We start from the raw sequence: 18,229 nt of genomic DNA on the forward strand, positions 1-18,229 counted from the left end.
CCTACAGGGGAAATATACTCGTAGGAGCGAGGCTTGCCCGCGAAGAGGCCCTGTCAGGCACTGAAAACCCTCAGGCCTTGAAACTGACCAGACTCAACAACTGCCCATCCTTCACCGCAAACTGCGCATCCAGCTCGGTGCCGCTGCGCCATTCACTGGACAGATCCGTCAGCAACTGCAGCCGCACTTCACCCTTCTCGCTCCACTCCAGCACTTGCGCATGTTCAAAATAGAACCGCTGCTGCACGATCGGGTACAGCGCCTTGAACAAACTTTCCTTCACCGAAAACGTCAGCGTCACCAGCAGCGCCAGCTGATCCCGGCGGCCTGCGCTCATACGCTGCAACTCCGGCGCGGTGAGGATTTCCCCGGCCAGGCGTTCGGCCCGCTCAGGGTCGAGCAGGTTTTCCAGGTCCATGCCCAGCCCTCGCCAGTGGCTTTTCTTCGCGACAATCGCCGCCGCCCGGCCGGTGCTGTGGGTGATCGAGCCGGCGATATGTGACGGCCACACCGGTGCCCGGTCTTCACCGATGGCCGGGATAAAGTTCAGTCCTTCCAATGCTTGCAATGCCGCCCGAGCGCAGACCCGTCCAGCGAGAAACTCCGCCTGGCGCTTGGCGACCGAGCGCTGGATGCTGGCCGGCGGCTCGATGGCACTGCGTTGAAAATCATCGCTGGCCAATTGCGCGGTATCGAAGTGAGTGGCCAACAGGACCGTATCGGGCAGCACGAAGGGTAGCGGCCAATCGGCATCGAGTGGGGTGCAGCAGGCGGGTAGGGCGGGGGTGGGATTCATGTCGGGCATTTTGCCGGGTAGCCCGGGTGCTGGGTAGTCCTGCCGTAAAACCGAGGTGCGGTCATTCGCGAGCAGGCTCGCTCCCACACTGGATCTTCTGTGAACACAATATTTGTGAATACCTGAGATCAAATGTGGGCGCGAGCCGGCGCAGGAAAGTCATCGAAGCAGCAGGGTGGATCTCGTTCAGCTCAGGTTAAGCGCGTGTTCAGGGGGAGTTCAGGGCGGGGTCAGTAATCTTGCCCCGTAGCCAAACAACACGTCACTCACCAGGAGTTTCACCCATGACTGGATTCAAAAAACTGCTTATGGCAATCACCGTAATGGGCGCGAGCACGGCAGCGTTCGCCTCCGACGACAATTTTGCCAGCCTTACTTTTGGACAGACCAGCGACAAGGTCAACAAGTCCCGCGCCCTGAACGATAACCTCGATCGCCCGAACGCCAACGGCGTGATCGACAAAGACAACACCTGGGGCATGCGCCTGGGTCGGCAAAACAAGGATGGCCGTTACTACGCCACTTACGACAACGTCTCGGGCTCACACAATGGCATTAAACTGCGTCAGGAAAACCTGCTGGGCAGCTATGATCTTTTCTACCCGGGCGGCGGCAGCACCAAGCTGTTCGGCGGCGTCTCGGCCGGGTTGACCAAAATGTCCCAGGAATCGACAGGCTTCAGCCGTGACACCAACGTTGGTTATACCTTTGGCGGACAGGTGGGCGTTTTGCAACAGGTTTCCCGAAACACGTCGGTTGAACTGGGTTACCGTTACCTGCGCACTAATGCCAGCACCGAGGTAAGCGAGCGCGGCGGCGGTAAACAAGGTTCGCTGGGCATGAACAGCAGCGCCCAGACGTACATTTCCGCTAACTACGCTTTCTGAAAAAGCGTTCGCGGCAGGCCGGTACCGGATCAACCCAGGAGGCTGATCCGGCATTGCCCTGTCAGTTATCGAGGTGCGCCGTTCATGCCTCACGATGTTGATTGGCCCGGGAGGGCGTTATGAAACTGCTGGTCGTCGAAGATGAAGCGCTGTTGCGCCATCACCTGCAAACCCGCCTGACGGATAGCGGCCATGTGGTCGAGTCCGTGGCCAACGCCACCGAGGCGCTGTATCAGACCGGGCAATTCAACCATGACCTGGCGGTGATCGATCTCGGCTTGCCGGGCATGGGCGGGCTGGACCTGATCCGTCAGCTGCGCTCGCAGGGCAAGACCTTTCCGATACTGATTCTCACCGCACGCGGCAACTGGCAGGACAAGGTCGAAGGCCTTGCGGCCGGTGCGGACGACTATGTGGTCAAGCCATTCCAGTTCGAAGAGCTGGAGGCTCGGCTGAATGCCTTGCTCCGTCGCTCCAGCGGCTTCACCCAGTCGACGATTGTTGCCGGGCCGCTGCTGCTGGACCTCAATCGCAAGCAGGCGTCCCTCGATGAACAGCCGCTGGCGCTGACTGCGTATGAGTACCGGATACTCGAGTACCTGATGCGCCATCACCAGCAAGTGGTGCCCAAGGACCGCTTGATGGAGCAGCTTTACCCGGACGACGACGAACGCGATCCGAACGTGATCGAAGTGCTGGTCGGCCGTCTGCGCCGAAAGCTGGAGGGACCGGCCGGCTTCAAGCCGATCGATACCGTGCGTGGCCTCGGCTATCTGTTCAATGAGCGCTGCACTTGATCAGTTCTCTTCGAATTCGTCTGATGCTCGCCGCCACGATCCTGGCGGTATTGTTCATGCTGGCCTTGCTGCCGGCGATGCAGAGCGCGTTCAGCCTGGCGCTGCAGGATGCCATCGAGCAGCGTCTGGCGTCGGATGTCACCACGTTGATCTCCGCGGCACGGGTGGAGAACAACCGCTTGCAGATGCCGGCACAATTGCCCGATGAGCGCTTCAACCTGGCCGACGGCCGTTTGCTCGGTTATATCTACAACCGTGAAGGTCGTCTGGTCTGGCGCTCGAAAGACACCCTTGAAGAGAACATCAATTACACACCGCGTTACGACGGGCACGGTAACGAGTTCGCGAGAATTCGCGAAGACAATGGTCAGGAATTCTTCGTCTATGACGTCGAGGTCAAACTGCTCGGCGGCAAAAGTGCGGCGTTCAGCTTTGTCGCGCTGCAACCGCTGCGCGACTACGAAATCACCCTTGAAGGCCTGCGGGAAAACCTTTACCTGGGCTTCGGCGCGGCCTTGCTGGTGTTGCTGGCGTTGCTGTGGATCGGTCTGACCTGGGGCTTGCAGGCGTTGCGCCGGCTGAGTCAGGAACTGGACGAGATCGAAAGCGGCACCCGCGAAAGCCTCAGCGAACAACACCCCAGCGAATTGCTGCGCCTGACCGGTTCCCTGAACCGCTTGCTGCACGGCGAGCGCGAACAGCGCAGCCGCTATCGAGATTCCCTGGATGATCTGGCCCACAGCCTGAAAACCCCGCTGACCGTGCTGCAAGGCGTCAGCGAGGACATGGCCCTGCGGCCGGCGGATCGCGATCAGGCCTGGCTCCTGCAAACCCAGATCGAGCGCATGAGCCAGCAGATCGGTTACCAGCTACAGCGCGCCAGCCTGCGCAAAAGCGGACTTGTGCGACATCAGGTGCGCTTGCGTCCGGTATTGCAGAGCCTTTGCGACACGCTGGACAAGGTCTATCGCGACAAGCGCGTGCGGGTGATCATCGATCTCCCGGTGCAGTGTTACGTGCCGATCGAGCAGGGCGCCTTGCTGGAGATGTTGGGCAATCTGCTGGAAAACGCCTATCGCCTGTGTCTCGGCGAAGTGCGCATCAGCGCAAGCGAGGCCCAGGACGGGATCGAGTTGTGCGTCGAGGATGACGGCCCCGGGGTGCCGCCGGATCAGCGCGCGCGGATTCTGCAACGCGGCGAACGACTGGACCGCCAGCATCCGGGGCAGGGCATTGGTCTGGCGGTGGTCAAGGACATCATCGAAAGCTACAGCGCGAAACTGACCCTGGAGGATTCACCTTTGGGCGGAGCGGCGTTCCGGATTCAGATTCCAGTGGTATGACTGGGAGTTAATTGGTGCACTTTCGGGCCTCTTCGCGGGCAAGCCCGCTCCCACAGGGATCTCCTTGGACACATTATTTGTGAACGGCAATGAACCCTGTGGGAGCGGGCTTGCCCGCGAAGAGGCCGGTAAACACACCAAAGAAATAGGCTTTGAACATTCAGTTCTCCCGGGCGCGGTAGGCCCCCGGGGTAAGCCCGGTCCATTTCTTGAACGCCCGATGAAACGCCGAAGGCTCGGAAAACCCCAGCTGTTCGGCAATCTGTTGCAACGACAGATCCGCACGCCCCAAGTGATAAATCGCAATGTCCCGGCGCAACTGGTCTTTGAGTTCCTGAAAGCTCGAGCCCTCTTCGCGCAAGTGTCGACGCAGCGTCTGCGGGCTGATGTGCAGGTGCGCGGCCACCGTTTCCAGGTCAGGCCAGCATGAACTGTCGCGGCTGAGCAAACGCCGCAGCTGGCTACTCAGGCTGTCGCCGTCATCCGGGCGCGACAACAGGTCGGCGGGGGACCGTTCGAGGAAATGCTTGAGGGTTCGCTCGTCCTGCAACAGCGGCATGCTCAGGTAGTGGCTGTGAAACAGCAGACTGTTCTGTGCCGCCTTGAACTGCAGCGGGCATGAAAACAGCAAATCGTATTCCGCGCCGTGTTCGGGCTTCGGATAGCTGAAGGTTGCCTGCTCCAGACGAATGCGCTGGCCGATCATCCAGCTGCCAAGCCGATGCCAGATCATCAGCAGGCTCTCGCTGAGGAAATGGTCCGGGTCCCACAGCTGCGCATTGTCGAGGCTCAGGCGCACCCATTCGTCTTCGCGGGTCAGGCTCAGGCGTGGAGCCCCGGAGAATAAGCGATAAAACAATAAGCCGCGATTGAGCGCGCTTTCCAGGTTGCGGCAATGGATCACCGCATGACACATCATCGCGAAGCTGCCTGGTTTGCTCGGGGTCGCCCCGAAACCCAGGTACTCGTCGTCCAGTGCCAGCCACAATCCCTGGATCAACCGGGTGAATTGCTCGGGCGCGATGCGTGCACGCGGCTCGTCGAGCAATTCGGCGCTGATCCCCAATCGCTGCAGCAGGTTCGAATAGTCGTACCCACGCTGGCGCGCCCCTCCCAAGGCCGCGCGGGCGAAATGACTGGCGATGGTGCGTTCGCGCATAGAGGCAGGTCCGTCCATTGAGCAGCGGATGGTAGCCGGGCGCACGGGAGATCAACAAGGCGGATATCCGCCAAATTGCAGGACAGGGTTTGGCCGATTGGCGGGATTCCGCCACGCCAGTGTGATTGCCCAGTGACCAGAGAAAAACCTGTAACCCTTGATGTGAAAAGGCTGTAGGACATTTCGCCAAAGGTGGCACGGGCTTTGCGATACAACCAGCAGATGCCTGCCGAAGCGCAGCTCGACAAAACAAATCCCTCCAGTGCAGGAGGGTTCGCAAATGAGGTGTCGCCGATAACAGATGGATGTTGTCGCCGGACGCTCTTGAGGAACTTTGCAATGACGACTCGTCAGCCACTGTATAAATCCCTGTACTTCCAGGTGATCGTTGCTATCGCCATCGGCATCCTGCTTGGTCACTTCTACCCGCAGACTGGTGTGGCCCTCAAGCCGCTGGGTGACGGGTTCATCAAACTGATCAAAATGATCATCGCGCCCATCATCTTCTGCACCGTTGTCAGCGGTATCGCCGGCATGCAGAACATGAAGTCGGTCGGCAAGACCGGCGGTTACGCGCTGCTGTACTTCGAAATCGTTTCGACCATTGCATTGCTGGTCGGTCTGGTGGTGGTCAATATCGTGCAGCCCGGTGCCGGCATGCACATCGACGTCACCACCCTGGATGCCTCAAAAGTCGCTCAGTACGTATCCGCCGGTGCCGATCAAAGCGTGGTCGGCTTCCTCCTGAATGTCATTCCGTCCACCATCGTCGGCGCGTTCGCCACGGGTGACATCCTGCAAGTGCTGATGTTCTCGGTGATCTTCGGTTTCGCCCTGCATCGCCTGGGTGCATACGGCAAGCCGATCCTGGACTTCATCGATCGCTTCGCCCACGTGATGTTCAACATCATCAACATGATCATGAAGCTCGCGCCGATCGGTGCCTTCGGTGCCATGGCGTTCACCATCGGCGCCTACGGTGTCGGCTCGCTGGTGCAGCTGGGTCAGTTGATGGCCTGCTTCTACATCACTTGCCTGCTGTTCGTCCTGGTGGTGTTGGGCGGTATCGCTCGCGCTCACGGCTTCAGCGTGCTGAAAGTGATTCGTTATATCCGTGAAGAGCTGTTGATCGTGCTGGGTACTTCCTCCTCGGAATCGGTACTGCCACGCATGCTGATCAAGATGGAGCGTCTGGGCGCGCAGAAATCCGTGGTAGGCCTGGTGATCCCGACCGGTTACTCGTTCAACCTCGACGGTACTGCGATCTACCTGACCATGGCGGCGGTGTTTATTGCCCAGGCCACCGACACTCACATGGACCTCTCTCACCAGATCACGCTGCTGGTGGTATTGCTGCTGTCCTCCAAAGGCGCCGCGGGCGTGACCGGTAGTGGCTTCATCGTGCTGGCGGCGACCCTGTCTGCGGTCGGCCATCTGCCGGTTGCCGGCCTGGCGCTGATCCTGGGTATCGACCGCTTCATGTCCGAAGCCCGTGCCCTGACCAACCTGGTGGGCAATGCCGTGGCTACCCTGGTGGTGGCCAAGTGGGTCAAGGAACTGGATGTCGATGTGATGCAAGCCGAACTGGCTTCCGGTGGTCGCGGTATCGCCGACGAGCGTGAAGAGGATGACCTGGGCGTGGCCGAAGGCCCAACCCCGAACAGCGTCAAGTAACGCTCGCTTCACTGCGACTCAGGCTGCAACAAAAACCCGCTTTTGGCGGGTTTTTGTTGGCTGCGATTTGAGCGCAACGGTCACCGCAACTGACGCAAAAGGTGATTGCCGCAATGCCGATGGCTGCCTAGTCTGGGGTATCGTTTACGGAGAAGACCCATGCTCGGTCCACTGGCATCCCTCAAGGTTCTGGATTTCTCGACATTGTTGCCGGGGCCGTTTGCCTCGTTATTGCTGGCGGACATGGGCGCCGAGGTGTTGCGTATCGAATCGCCGAACCGCATGGACCTGTTGCGGGTGCTGCCGCCCCAAGACCAGGGAGTCTCGGCCAGCCACGCCTACCTCAATCGCAACAAGCGCAGCCTCGCGCTGGACCTCAAGCAGCCGCAAGCGCTGGAGGTGATCAAGCAGTTGCTGCAGGACTACGACATCGTGCTGGAACAGTTCCGCCCCGGGGTGATGGAGCGTCTGGGCCTGGGTTATGAAGCCTTGAAGGCGATCAATCCGAAACTGATCTACGTCTCGATCACCGGTTACGGTCAGACCGGCCCTTACAAGGATCGCGCCGGCCATGACATCAATTACCTGGCGCTGGCAGGGCTGGCCAGCTACACCGGTCGCGCCGACAGCGGACCCTTGCCCTTGGGCATGCAAGTGGCGGATGTTGCCGGCGGTTCCTTGCACGGGGTGATAGGCCTGTTGGCAGCGGTGATCGCCCGTCAACAAAGCGGGTCAGGGCAATATCTGGATGTGAGCATGACCGATTGCGTGTTCAGTCTGAATGCCATGGCCGGCGCCGGCTACCTGGCTTGTGGTGCGGAGCCGCACTCGGAGGACCAGATGCTCAATGGTGGCAGCTTCTACGATTATTACCGTTCACGGGACGGCCGCTGGTTATCGGTGGGCAGCCTGGAGCCGGCGTTCATGAAACAACTGTGTACGGCGCTGGGGCTGGAGGAGCTGGCAACCTTGGGATTGTCGCCTGAACCGGCGCAGCAGAAGACGCTCAAGGAAGCGCTGAAGAGCGAGTTCGAGAAACACGACTTTGGTGAATTGTGCGCGCTGTTTGCCGAGCTCGATGCCTGTGTCGAACCGGTATTGAATCTGGGCGAAGCGGTTCAGCACCCTCAATTGCGCTCGCGGCAATTGGTCACTGAAGTGCCGCGCAACGACGGGTCGACCCAAGCGCAGATGGCCTGTCCGTTGAAGTTTTCGCACGGGTTGCCCGAGCCGCGACATATCGGCGCGGCGCTGGGTGAGCATACCGATCAGGTGTTGGGGGAGTTGGGGTATAGCGCTGAGCGGATCGAAGAGTTGCGGCGTGCCAGGGTGATTATCTAGCGCCTGTACTGGCCTCTTCGCGGGCAAGCCCGCTCCCACAGGAGGCAGTGTCGTTTGCAGATTTTGTGTACGACACAGATCCTGTGGGAGCGGGCTTGCCCGCGAAGAGGCCGGCCGAGGCACCACACATCCAACTATTCAACCCGCATTTCCCCACTGAACACCAGGGTGCTCCGACACCGCCGACACAAATACCGCCGCCCTTGCCGCACCAACCCATGGCGCTGCGCCGAAAACGGAAAATCGCTGTCGGCGCACGGGCATTTGTAGATGTAGCGGGTCATGCGGCGGCGTTTGACGTCATAGGTATGGCAGCGATTGGGCGGCAGTTCGTACACGCCACGCATGATCAATTGCCACTCTTCGCCATGGGGCTGGATGCGGTCGCCGAACAACTGATGGGCGACCAGGTGGGCAACCTCGTGGGCCACGGTCTGTTTAAGAAAATCTTCGGTGTTTTCCCGGTACAGCTGCGGATTGAAACGCAGCATATTCTCGTGCAAGTGCGCGACACCGGCTTTTTGCCCGCGCAGCTTGAAACTCACCACGGGGCGTTTGAAAGGTCGTTTGAAAAAGGATTCAGCTTGTTGGAAACAGTCTTCGACGCGGGTATTGAGTTGCTCGGGCATGCTTGATGGATCTCCAGAGACGTCGAGTATGCCGCAACCCTCAGGACTTGCGAATCGTCGAGGCGCCGAATGGACTCACCGCCCACTATCCTGAAAACCTTAAAAGGCCGCCTGGTGGCGGCCTGTATTGGCAGATCTGGTTTTTAGGTTGGCAGCATTGTTAATTGGTATAGACCGGCCCCACGCCGAGTCCCCAGACAATCACGGTGAACGCCATGATGGCTACCAGCACCACCAGGCCTACGGCGAGCACCGAACTCGAAAACAGAAATCCTTCATCCGACGGAATGTTCATGAACGTCGGTAGCCCGACATAGAGCAGGTACACCGTGTAGCAGATGGCCGCAGTGCCGACGATCATCCCCAGCCACATGTGCGGGTACAGTGCCGCCAGGCCGCCAATGAACAGCGGAGTCGCGGTATAGGTCGCAAACGCGACGCAGCGGGCCAGGCTCGGGTTGGCATCATAGGTACGGGCCATCCAGTGGATGAACGCGCCCATCACCGCAACGCCACCGAGCATCGCCAGGTACGACATGATCGTCATCCATAGCGCACTCTCTGTCGTCAGCATCACCGGCGCTCGATTGCCGATGACCCAGCCGACCTGTGTGGTACCGATAAACGCCGACACCGCCGGGATTGCCGCCAGGATGAGCGTGTGGGTCAGGTACATGTGGCTGATGCTTTCCTCCTGATCGCCACGAATTTCTTTCCATTCCTGGTCTGGGTGGGTGAATAGGCCCACTACGTGATGGATCATGCCAGTCACTCCTCTTGTTTTACCGTCGCCCCCCAGTGGAGCGCCTACGGGCCAAAGTGGCCGAGTAAGAAAGGTCTGGATATGTGTGCGACCTTATGTCGCAGTATAGAAAGGAGTTAACCCGAGGGCTTAGAGCAAATCGCGCTGTAAAAGCGAAGGGTAATCGCTGAAGGGTCTGTCACCTCAATCCCTGTGGGCATTTCAGGGGATGATGGGCACTTCGCCCTGGAAGGGTTTTTGCGTAAAATGGCGGGCTTTCGTCACACCTCACGGATTTCGCGTCATGGGCACTCTTACGGTCAACCAGAACAAACTGCAAAAGCGCCTTCGCCGCCAGGCCGGTGAGGCTGTCGCCGACTTCAACATGATTGAAGACGGCGACAAGGTCATGGTCTGCCTGTCCGGAGGCAAGGACAGCTACACCCTGCTCGACGTGCTGATGCACTTGCAGAAGGTTGCACCGATCAGGTTCGAGATCGTGGCCGTGAACATGGACCAGAAGCAGCCGGGCTTCCCCGAGCACGTACTGCCTGCGTACCTCAAGACGCTGGGTATCGAGTACCACATCGTCGAGAAAGACACCTACTCGGTGGTCAAGGAGCTGATCCCGGAAGGCAAGACCACCTGTTCGCTGTGCTCACGTCTGCGTCGTGGCACGCTCTACACCTTCGCCGACGAAATCGGCGCGACCAAAATGGCCCTCGGTCATCACCGCGACGACATCGTCGAGACCTTCTTCCTGAACATGTTCTTCAATGGATCGCTCAAGGCCATGCCGCCGAAGCTGCGGGCCGACGACGGTCGCAACGTGGTGATCCGCCCGCTGGCCTACTGCAACGAAAAAGACATCCAGGCCTACTCCGACTTCAAGCAATTCCCGATCATCCCGTGCAACCTCTGTGGTTCCCAGGAAAACCTGCAGCGTCAGGTGGTCAAGGACATGCTCCAGGAGTGGGAACGCAAGACACCGGGTCGCACTGAAAGCATTTTCCGCAGCCTGCAGAACGTGATCCCGTCGCAATTGGCGGACCGCAACCTGTTCGACTTCACGAGCCTCAAGATCGACGAAACCGCAGCTTCGCGGTTCGTCAACGTCGTCAACCTTTGAGCAAACCTGTGGGAGCGGCGGTGCGGCGATCCGACTTGCTCGCGAATGCGTAGTGCCAGACGACATCAATGTTGAATGACACACCGCATTCGCGAGCAAGCCCGCTCCCACAAGGTTTTTTGTTTACAGGTGTCGGCTTCATTTCAATCCTCAGGAGAGGGCATGCGCGATTACAAGTGGCTGCACGAATACTGTCTGAACCGTTTCGGTTCAGCGGCTGAACTGGAAGCCCATCTGCCCGTCCCCAAGACCCCGGCGCAACTGCGCAAGATCAGTGATGACCGTTACCTGTCGACCATGGCGTTGCGGGTGTTCCGTGCCGGGCTCAAGCACAGCCTGGTGGACGCCAAGTGGCCGTCGTTCGAAGAGGTGTTCTTCAGGTTCGACCCGGAAAAAGTCGTGCTGATGAGTGCCGAACACCTGGAGCGGTTGATGCAGGACGCGCGGATTATCCGTCACCTGGGCAAGCTCAAGAGCGTGCCGCGCAATGCGCAGTTCATCCTGGATGTGGCGCATGAGAAGGGCAGCTTCGGCGCCTTGATCGCCGATTGGCCGGTGACCGATATCGTCGGCCTGTGGACTTACCTGAAAAAGCACGGGCATCAGTTGGGCGGGTTGTCGGCGCCGCGGTTCTTGCGCATGGTTGGCAAGGACACCTTTGTGCCGAGCTATGACGTGGTGGCGGCGTTGAATGCGCAGAAGGTCGTCGACAAGGTGCCGACCAGTCTGCGGGACCTGGCCACGGTGCAGAACGTGTTCAACCAGTGGCATGAAGAGAGTGGCGGGCGGCCGATGAGCCAGATTTCGATGATGCTGGCTTACACCGTGAATCATTGAGATCGAGTCGCGGCCTTCGCGGGCAAGCCTCGCTCCTACAGGAGATTTGGGAGCGGCGCAAATCCCCTGTAGGAGCGAGGCTTGCCCGCGAAGGCGTCAGATCAGGCGACGCGGATCTCGCCTTCACCCGCCAACCGGCGATTCAGCTGAAACCGCCACCGCACATACAACAGCGCCGAGCAGAACACCGCCAGGCTCGCCCCCATCTCCAGCAAACCGAACAGCTGCCGGTTCGGGTCGAACGCGGCCAATGCGCCCTTGATGAAATACAGGTTCACGACAAAGCACATCCACGAATGCCCGCGCGGGCTGCCGATGATCATTCCCGGCGCCAGCAACAGCAGCGGCACCAGTTCGATCAGCAGAATGACCCAGGGCCGTGCGCCGTGCAGGTCGGCGACTACCAGGTAGTAGGCGCAAAGCAGCCCCACCAGGGCGAAAAAACACAGCAGGCTGATGGCTCGCATCGCCCGTACGCGCGGTTCCAGCCACTCGATGGCGGGCAGAATCTTCGGCTTCCTGGCCACGTCAGCTCTCCAGTTTCTGCGCAGTCCGCGCCAAGCGCAGACCCAAGGCTCGGCACAGCGCCACTTCATGTTCATTCAAGCCGCTTTTGCCATCGGCCCCGGCGTGGTGACTTGCGCCATAGGGCGTGCCGCCGCCGCGGGTTTCCAGTAATGCCGACTCGCTGTAAGGCAGGCCGGTGATCAGCATGCCGTGGTGCAGCAGAGGCAACATCATCGACAGCAGCGTGGTTTCCTGGCCACCGTGCAGGCTCGCGGTGGAGGTGAACACCCCGGCCGGTTTGCCCACCAGTGCGCCGGTCAGCCACAGGTTGCTGGTGCCGTCGAGGAAGTATTTGAGCGGCGCCGCCATGTTGCCGAACCGGGTCGGACTGCCCATGGCCAGGCCCGCGCAGTGCTTCAGGTCGTCGAGGGTCGCGTACAGTGCGCCCTCGTCGGGGATGTCCGGCGACACGGCTTCGCATTCGGTAGAAATCGCCGGCACCGTGCGTAACCGGGCTTCAAGACCGGCCTGCTCGACGCCCCGGGCAATCTGCCGGGCCATTTCATTGGTCGAACCGCTGCGGCTGTAATACAGGACCAGGATATACGGTGCGCTCACGGCAGCAGCTCCAGCACATTCTCCGGCGGACGGCCAATGATGGCTTTGTCGCCGACTTCGAGAATCGGTCGCTCCATGAGTTTCGGGTGCGCGGCGATGGCGGCGATCAATTGCGCCTCGCCGAGGCTGCTATCGGCCAGGTTGAGGGTTTTGTACTCGTCTTCGCCGGTGCGCAGCAGTTGCCGGGCGCTGATGCCGAGCTTGGTCAGCAGGCTCTGGATTTGCCCGGCGTCCAGCGGGGTTTCCAGATAACGGACCACAGTCGGAGCCAGGCCCCGGGCTTCAAGCAGTTCGAGCGCACCGCGGGATTTCGAGCAGCGCGGGTTGTGATAAAGCGTCAGATCGGTCATGTGCGGGTCGCATCTTGCGTAAGGTGGCGGCTATTCTAACTGGGCAGCGCGTAATCCAGAACCTTGGGAGGCAATGGGTCGGGGCAGTATTCTTTTTTTGACAAGGATCACGACATGACAAGACGACTGGCGGCGGCATTGGCGATCATCGGGGCGTTGGTGCTGGGGGGCTGTGGCAACGATTATGGCATCGACCAGAACGGTCGGAAAATCGCTGCCGAGCGTCTGGACAAGCAATGGCTGGTGCTCAATTACTGGGCCGAATGGTGTGGGCCGTGCCGTACCGAGATCCCGGAGCTGAATGCGCTGGCTGATCAGCTCAAGGACCGGCAGATCGATGTGTTCGGGGTCAACTTCGACAATGTGCAGGGCGAAGAGCTGAGAAGCGCCAGTGAGAAGTTGGGGATCAAATTCACGGTGCTGGCGCAAGACCCGGCCGACCTGTTCGAACTGCCGCGCAGTGAGGCGTTGCCGGTGACGTACATCATCGATGACAAGGGCAAGGTGCGGGAACAGTTGATGGGTGAGCAGACGGCGGCGGGGGTGATGGCGAAGCTGGAGGCGTTGCAGGCGACAAACTGATCGTCCTCACCTGTGCGCAGCTGCGATCCCCTGTAGGAGCCGGCTTGCTGGCGAAGGCGGTGGAACAGCCAACATACATGTTGCCTGACACACCGCATTCGCCAGCAAGCCGGCTCCTACACAGGTTCGCGTCGGATCAACCCTCTTCCAGCCACCAGCGCAACGGCTTGCCCTGGGCCGGCCAGAAACGCATCTGCTCGATCGGCGAAACATCCCAGCGCTGCACATTCTCCAGCGCCTGGAGAAAACGCTTTTCCTGCTCCATCAACGCCGGTGCGCACATTTTGCGGGTGCTGCCGACCTTGCCGAAGCTCAGCTTGTCGCCGTCCAGGGTGTAGGGCGCGAACCAATGGTTGCAGCCGCCGTTACCGTAGGCTCGACCGTCCTCGCCGAGGGTGATGGTCAGGTGGCTGTAATCCATCAACGGACGTTCGCCGATCCACTCCAGTATGTAGCTGCGGTTCTGTTGCAACTTCACCGGTTCGGCGGCGCAGCCCAGCAGGCTGGCGCCAAGCATGGCGCTCAGAACAAGGCGTTTCATCACGCAGGCTCCTGGCATGTCGGGCACAGGTGCTTTTCGCCAGCAGTGGTCCAGCCCAACTCGGCAATCCGCGCCGTGGCGGCTGGCTTTTCGGCCTTGATGCCCAGCTTGGCGTCGACCGCAAACTCGAAGCTCAGCGCTTTGGCGCAGCTGTCGCAGTTCACTTTCCAGGTGTGGATCGCCAGTTCGCCGAACACCGGACCACTGGCCACCGCGACCCATTGGCCGGGCGGGTTGATCAGGTGGCGAACCGTTTCGACGGTCAGGCGCATGGACAAGTCCTTGCTGCCTTTGAGGGTCACGACCAACACGTCGTTATTGCGAATCGAGCCGCCGTTGCCGGTGACTTGATAACGCCCCGGCACCAGGGCGCGGCATTCGGTGAGGGTGTGTTGCGGGTTCATCAGGCTATAGCGAAAATCGTGTTCGACCATGGGTCCTCCAAATATGCGCGGCATGCTAGCACGGACATCAACACAGCACCGCGCGGGCGACTGACCTTCGATCTGGTTCAGTCGGCAGCAACTTGATTCCGGGTATTACCGACCGCCCAGGCCGCGATGTTCTGCAGGGTGGTTGCGGCAATCGCACCCAAGGCTTCGTGGGTCAGGAAGGCCTGGTGTGCGGTAATGATCACGTTGGGGAAAGTCAGCAGGCGCGCCAGCACATCGTCCTGCAGCGGCAGGTCGGAGCGATCCTCAAAGAACAGCTGCGCCTCCTCTTCATACACGTCCAGCCCCAGATAACCCAGTTGGCCGTCTTTCAACGCATCGATCAGCGCGGGGGTATCCACCAGCCCGCCGCGACCGGTATTGATCAGCATCGCGCCGGCCTGCATGTGCGCCAGTGACTCACCGTTGATCAAGTGTTTGCTCTGCTCGTTGAGCGGGCAATGCAGGCTGATGATCTGCGACTCGGCCAGTAACTGCGGCAAGCTCAAGTATCGGGCACCGAGGGCCTGGACCTGAGGATTGGGGCAGGGGTCGTACGCCAACAGCCGGCAGCCGAAGCCATGCATGATTTTGGCGAAGGTTGCGCCGATCTGCCCGGTGCCGACCACGCCGACGGTCTTGCCGACCAGGTCGAAACCGGTCAAGCCATGCAGAGTGAAATCGCCCTCGCGGGTGCGGTTGTAGGCGCGGTGCAGGCGGCGGTTGAGCGCCAGGATCAGCGCCACCGCATGTTCGGCCACCGCATGGGGCGAGTAGGCCGGGACCCGTACGATCGTCAGTCCCAGCCGTTTGGCCACGGCCAGGTCGACATGGTTGTAACCGGCCGAACGCAGCGCGATCAGACGGGTGCCGCCGGCGGCCAGGCGTTCGAGCACCGGGGCGCTGAGATCGTCATTGATGAACGCGCAGACCACCTCGTGCTGCTCCGCCAGCGCCACCGTGTCGAGGCTCAATCGCGCCGATTGAAAGTGCAACTCGATGCCGGCGGGCAGGGCGGCGGCGAGAAAGCTGTCGCGGTCGTAGGTCTGGCTGCTGAAAAGAATGGTGCGCATCTTGTCCTCCTGGACCGTGCTTCAAGCATTTATACGGGCATGGGCGGCCAGGCGGTTGATCGCCCGGTCGAGTTCTTCCAGCGCGCGGGGGGCTTTGGGGTCCTGTTGCTTGAGCAGGGTTTCGCTGCGCTGGCAGGCGGCGCGCAGTTGCGGCACGCCGCAATAGCGGGTCGCGCCGTGCAGACGATGAACGCGTTCGATCAGGGCGTTCTGGTCATTGGTTTCCCGAGCGCTGCGAATGGCTTCGCGGTCGGCTTCCAATGACGCCAGCAGCATCGCCAGCATGTCGGCCGCCAGATCAGCCTTGCCGGCGGCCAGGCGTAAACCTTCTTCGTGATCGAGCACCTGCAACTCATGGTCGCCGCCATGGCGGTCGCTGGAACGCTCCGGCCCATGATTGCGCAGCGCCAGGCCGGTCCACTTCAACACCACCTGCGCCAGTTGCCGTTCGCTGATCGGTTTGGTCAGGTAATCGTCCATGCCGCTTTGCAGCAGCGCGCGTTTTTCGTTGGCCATGGCGTGGGCGGTGAGGGCCACGATCGGCAGCGGCGTGCAATGCCGTTCGCTTTCCCACTGACGTATTGTTTCGGTGCTCTGGCGCCCGTCCATGCCTGGCATCTGCACGTCCATCAGCACCAGGTCGAAGGTCTCGCTCTGCACCGCCTTGACCGCGGCGTAACCACTTTCCACCGCGAGCACCTTGGCGCCCATGTCCTCGAGCAGGGTCTGCACCAGCAACAGGTTGGCCGGATTGTCGTCGACACACAGTACCTTCGGCGCACGGCTGGACACCGGTTCGCCCGGCTCGCTGCGCAACTGGCGCGGGTTGACCAGGTCGGACAGGGCCCGGCGCAGTTTGCGGGTGCAGGCCGGTTTGGCCTGCAGCTGGCTGTGGGGGCTGGGGACCGAGAGGTGGAACAGCGTCTGTTCGGTGGTCGGGCACAGCACCAGCACTTTGCAGCCCAGGTGTTCGAGGTCCCAGATGTGCTGGTTGAGGCGCTCCGGCGGCATGTCGTTGCTGGTGAGGCCCAGCACCGCCAGGTCAATCGCCTGATCGGTCTGATGCGCGCCGGTCACGCCATTGGTCAGGCTTTCCAGGGTATTGAACGGGGTGACTTCGAGGCCGCAGTCCTCCAGTTGATGCTGTAACGCCTGACGGGCCAACTCGTGGTTTTCCAGCACCGCCACCCGGCGCCCGAGCAGCGGCGGACCCGGCAGGTCTTCGGCGTCGTCGCGGGTTTTTGGCAGGCTCAGGCTGATCCAGAACTCCGAACCTTCGCCCGGGGTGCTGTCGACCCCGATCTCGCCGCCCATCTGTTCGATCAAGCGCTTGGATATCACCAGGCCAAGCCCGGTGCCGCCAGGCTGTCGGGACAGCGAGTTGTCGGCCTGGCTGAACGCCTGGAACAGCGCGCGCACGTCCTGGCTCGACAGGCCGATGCCGGTATCCTGGATGCTGATGCGCAACTGCACGCTGTCCTCATGCTCTTCTTCGAGCATGGCCCGGGCGACAATGGTGCCTTCGCGGGTGAATTTGATCGCGTTGCTGACCAGGTTGGTGAGGATCTGCTTGAGCCGCAGCGGATCACCCACCAGCGACAGCGGCGTATCGCGATACACCAGGCTCACCAGCTCCAGTTGTTTGGCGTGGGCGGCCGGGGCGAGGATGGTCAGGGTGTCCTGCAACAGGTCGCGCAGATTGAACGGAATATGGTCGAGCACCAGTTTGCCGGCCTCGATCTTGGAAAAGTCGAGGATCTCGTTGATGATCCCCAGCAGGCTGTCGGCGGACTTTTCGATGGTCCCCAGATAGTCGAGCTGGCGCGGGGTCAGCTCGCTTTTTTGCAGCAGATGGGTGAAGCCGAGTATGCCATTGAGCGGCGTGCGGATTTCATGGCTCATGTTGGCCAGGAATTCGGATTTGATCCGGCTGGCTTCCAGGGCTTCCTTGCGCGCCAGGTCGAGCTCGATGTTCTGGATTTCGATGGTTTCCAGATTTTGCCGTACATCTTCGGTGGCCTGGTCGATGCTGTGTTGCAATTCTTCCTGGGCGTTTTGCAGGGTGCCGGCCATGCGGTTGATGCCGGACGCCAGTTCATCCAGCTCCTGACTGCCGAGGGGCGGCAGGCGGGTTTCCAGATGCCCGTCCTTGAGTTGCGCCACGGCTTGCTTGATCTGGCTCAGCGGCCGGTTGATGGTCCGGCCCATGCGCAACGCCAGCAGCGCGGCACCGCCCAGGCCTGCGCCGATCAGCAGCAGGCTGGCGAACAGGCTGCGGTAACCGCGCAGCAGCATGCCGTTGTGGGACAGTTCGAGTTCCACCCAGCCGAGCAGGCGGTCGGCTTCACCGGGGATCAAGTCGCCGGCCAGATTGCGGTGCTTGCCGAATACCGGCAACAGGTAGCGAGTCGCATCGTTGCCGCTGCGGCGCAGCAGCTGCGAGCCGTCGCCCAGAGGGGCTGGATTGAGCATGATCGGGCCGGCATGGGCCAGTAGCGTGCGGTCGGGCGCGAGGAAGGTCACCGCGCGAACGTCCGGCTGCTCCAGTGACTGGGTGGCGATGCGCTCCAGCAGCTCGTTGTTCTGGTGGCCCATGGCCGGGGCCACCAGGGGCGCCAGCTGTTCGGCGATCATTTCGCCACGCTGCATGAGTTGGGCTTGCAGGTCGGACTGCTGCATCCAGGTAAAGTAGCCACCCAGTACCAACGCCATCAGGCTGGTAGGCAACAGGGTCAGTAACAGCACGCGGCCTTTGATTCCCAGTTTCTTGAGCACGCCTCTCTCCTGCATCCA

Annotated in this window: 19 protein-coding genes; 8 read left to right on the forward strand and 11 right to left on the reverse strand. The window is 61.0% G+C overall.

Annotated elements, in window-relative coordinates:
• Window positions 1–70: 70 nt before the first annotated feature.
• Complete coding sequence (locus F8N80_RS10140) at window positions 71–796, reverse strand: 4'-phosphopantetheinyl transferase family protein (protein ID WP_224790666.1); 726 nt, start codon at window positions 794–796, stop codon at window positions 71–73.
• 284 nt (window positions 797–1,080) lie between these two features.
• On the opposite strand from F8N80_RS10140, the gene F8N80_RS10145 reads away from it, so the two are divergent.
• The 3 genes from F8N80_RS10145 to F8N80_RS10155 all read left to right on the forward strand — a co-directional run bounded on the left by F8N80_RS10145 (window position 1,081) and on the right by F8N80_RS10155 (window position 3,823).
• Window positions 1,081–1,683, forward strand: coding sequence for a hypothetical protein (locus F8N80_RS10145; protein WP_150783797.1), 603 nt, complete (start codon window positions 1,081–1,083; stop codon window positions 1,681–1,683).
• A gap of 119 nt (window positions 1,684–1,802) precedes the next feature.
• Window positions 1,803–2,480, forward strand: a complete 678-nt coding sequence (locus F8N80_RS10150; protein WP_150746739.1) for a response regulator — start codon at window positions 1,803–1,805, stop codon at window positions 2,478–2,480.
• Window positions 2,477–3,823, forward strand: coding sequence for an ATP-binding protein (locus tag F8N80_RS10155; protein WP_150783798.1), 1,347 nt, complete (start codon window positions 2,477–2,479; stop codon window positions 3,821–3,823). Before F8N80_RS10150 ends, F8N80_RS10155 begins: the two co-directional genes overlap by 4 nt.
• 160 nt (window positions 3,824–3,983) lie before the next feature.
• Here F8N80_RS10155 and F8N80_RS10160 read toward each other — a convergent pair whose 3' ends face one another.
• Window positions 3,984–4,982 carry an AraC family transcriptional regulator gene (locus F8N80_RS10160; RefSeq protein ID WP_150746737.1) on the reverse strand — a complete coding sequence of 333 codons (999 nt, stop codon included), beginning with the start codon at window positions 4,980–4,982 and terminating at the stop codon, window positions 3,984–3,986.
• Between the two features lie 339 nt (window positions 4,983–5,321).
• Between F8N80_RS10160 and F8N80_RS10165 the strand changes: the two genes are divergently transcribed.
• Together F8N80_RS10165 and F8N80_RS10170 are read left to right on the forward strand one after the other, a co-directional pair.
• Complete coding sequence (locus F8N80_RS10165; protein WP_150746736.1) at window positions 5,322–6,656, forward strand: dicarboxylate/amino acid:cation symporter; 1,335 nt, start codon at window positions 5,322–5,324, stop codon at window positions 6,654–6,656.
• A 159-nt stretch (window positions 6,657–6,815) separates the two neighbouring features.
• Complete coding sequence (locus tag F8N80_RS10170) at window positions 6,816–7,997, forward strand: CaiB/BaiF CoA transferase family protein (RefSeq protein ID WP_150783799.1); 1,182 nt, start codon at window positions 6,816–6,818, stop codon at window positions 7,995–7,997.
• A 134-nt stretch (window positions 7,998–8,131) separates the two neighbouring features.
• On the opposite strand, the gene F8N80_RS10175 is transcribed toward F8N80_RS10170, so the two are convergent.
• Both F8N80_RS10175 and F8N80_RS10180 read right to left on the reverse strand, forming a co-directional pair.
• Window positions 8,132–8,626 carry a SprT family zinc-dependent metalloprotease gene (locus tag F8N80_RS10175; RefSeq protein WP_150783800.1) on the reverse strand — a complete coding sequence of 165 codons (495 nt, stop codon included), beginning with the start codon at window positions 8,624–8,626 and terminating at the stop codon, window positions 8,132–8,134.
• Window positions 8,627–8,786: 160 nt separating this feature from the next.
• Complete coding sequence (locus tag F8N80_RS10180; RefSeq protein ID WP_017340184.1) at window positions 8,787–9,389, reverse strand: Yip1 family protein; 603 nt, start codon at window positions 9,387–9,389, stop codon at window positions 8,787–8,789.
• A 283-nt stretch (window positions 9,390–9,672) separates the two neighbouring features.
• Here F8N80_RS10180 and ttcA point away from each other — a divergent pair, with 283 nt between their 5' ends.
• Both ttcA and F8N80_RS10190 read left to right on the forward strand, forming a co-directional pair.
• Window positions 9,673–10,497 carry a tRNA 2-thiocytidine(32) synthetase TtcA gene (ttcA, locus tag F8N80_RS10185; protein ID WP_150783801.1) on the forward strand — a complete coding sequence of 275 codons (825 nt, stop codon included), beginning with the start codon at window positions 9,673–9,675 and terminating at the stop codon, window positions 10,495–10,497.
• 162 nt (window positions 10,498–10,659) lie between these two features.
• Window positions 10,660–11,334, forward strand: a complete 675-nt coding sequence (locus tag F8N80_RS10190) for a DNA-3-methyladenine glycosylase I (RefSeq protein WP_150746732.1) — start codon at window positions 10,660–10,662, stop codon at window positions 11,332–11,334.
• 101 nt (window positions 11,335–11,435) lie between these two features.
• On the opposite strand, the gene F8N80_RS10195 is transcribed toward F8N80_RS10190, so the two are convergent.
• The 3 genes from F8N80_RS10195 to arsC are packed head-to-tail and all read right to left on the reverse strand — an operon-like array spanning window position 11,436 to window position 12,809.
• Window positions 11,436–11,861, reverse strand: coding sequence for a DUF2069 domain-containing protein (locus F8N80_RS10195; RefSeq protein WP_150746731.1), 426 nt, complete (start codon window positions 11,859–11,861; stop codon window positions 11,436–11,438).
• Window position 11,862: 1 nt separating this feature from the next.
• The gene (gene wrbA / locus F8N80_RS10200) at window positions 11,863–12,459 is read right to left on the reverse strand and encodes an NAD(P)H:quinone oxidoreductase (protein WP_150746730.1); all 597 of its coding nucleotides are present in this window, start codon (window positions 12,457–12,459) and stop codon (window positions 11,863–11,865) included.
• Complete coding sequence (gene arsC / locus F8N80_RS10205; RefSeq protein WP_150746729.1) at window positions 12,456–12,809, reverse strand: arsenate reductase (glutaredoxin); 354 nt, start codon at window positions 12,807–12,809, stop codon at window positions 12,456–12,458. Before arsC ends, wrbA begins: the two co-directional genes overlap by 4 nt.
• A gap of 114 nt (window positions 12,810–12,923) precedes the next feature.
• Between arsC and F8N80_RS10210 the strand changes: the two genes are divergently transcribed.
• Window positions 12,924–13,391: a TlpA family protein disulfide reductase gene (locus F8N80_RS10210; RefSeq protein WP_150746728.1), complete on the forward strand. Its 468-nt coding sequence runs from the start codon at window positions 12,924–12,926 to the stop codon at window positions 13,389–13,391.
• A gap of 136 nt (window positions 13,392–13,527) precedes the next feature.
• Here F8N80_RS10210 and F8N80_RS10220 read toward each other — a convergent pair whose 3' ends face one another.
• The 4 genes from F8N80_RS10220 to F8N80_RS10235 form a co-directional block, all read right to left on the reverse strand.
• Window positions 13,528–13,932, reverse strand: coding sequence for an META domain-containing protein (locus F8N80_RS10220; RefSeq protein WP_150746727.1), 405 nt, complete (start codon window positions 13,930–13,932; stop codon window positions 13,528–13,530).
• Window positions 13,932–14,366: a hypothetical protein gene (locus tag F8N80_RS10225; RefSeq protein WP_150746726.1), complete on the reverse strand. Its 435-nt coding sequence runs from the start codon at window positions 14,364–14,366 to the stop codon at window positions 13,932–13,934. Before F8N80_RS10225 ends, F8N80_RS10220 begins: the two co-directional genes overlap by 1 nt.
• Before the next feature lie 77 nt (window positions 14,367–14,443).
• Entirely contained in the window at window positions 14,444–15,436 is a 993-nt protein-coding gene (locus F8N80_RS10230; RefSeq protein ID WP_150746725.1) for a 2-hydroxyacid dehydrogenase, read from the reverse strand.
• 21 nt (window positions 15,437–15,457) lie between these two features.
• On the reverse strand, window positions 15,458–18,211 hold the full coding sequence (locus F8N80_RS10235) for a response regulator (RefSeq protein WP_150746724.1): 2,754 nt from the start codon (window positions 18,209–18,211) through the stop codon (window positions 15,458–15,460).
• Window positions 18,212–18,229: the final 18 nt, after the last annotated feature.

The sequence above is a fragment of the Pseudomonas fluorescens genome, assembly GCF_902497995.1.
Taxonomy (GTDB): Bacteria; Pseudomonadota; Gammaproteobacteria; order Pseudomonadales; family Pseudomonadaceae; genus Aquipseudomonas; species Aquipseudomonas fluorescens_BK.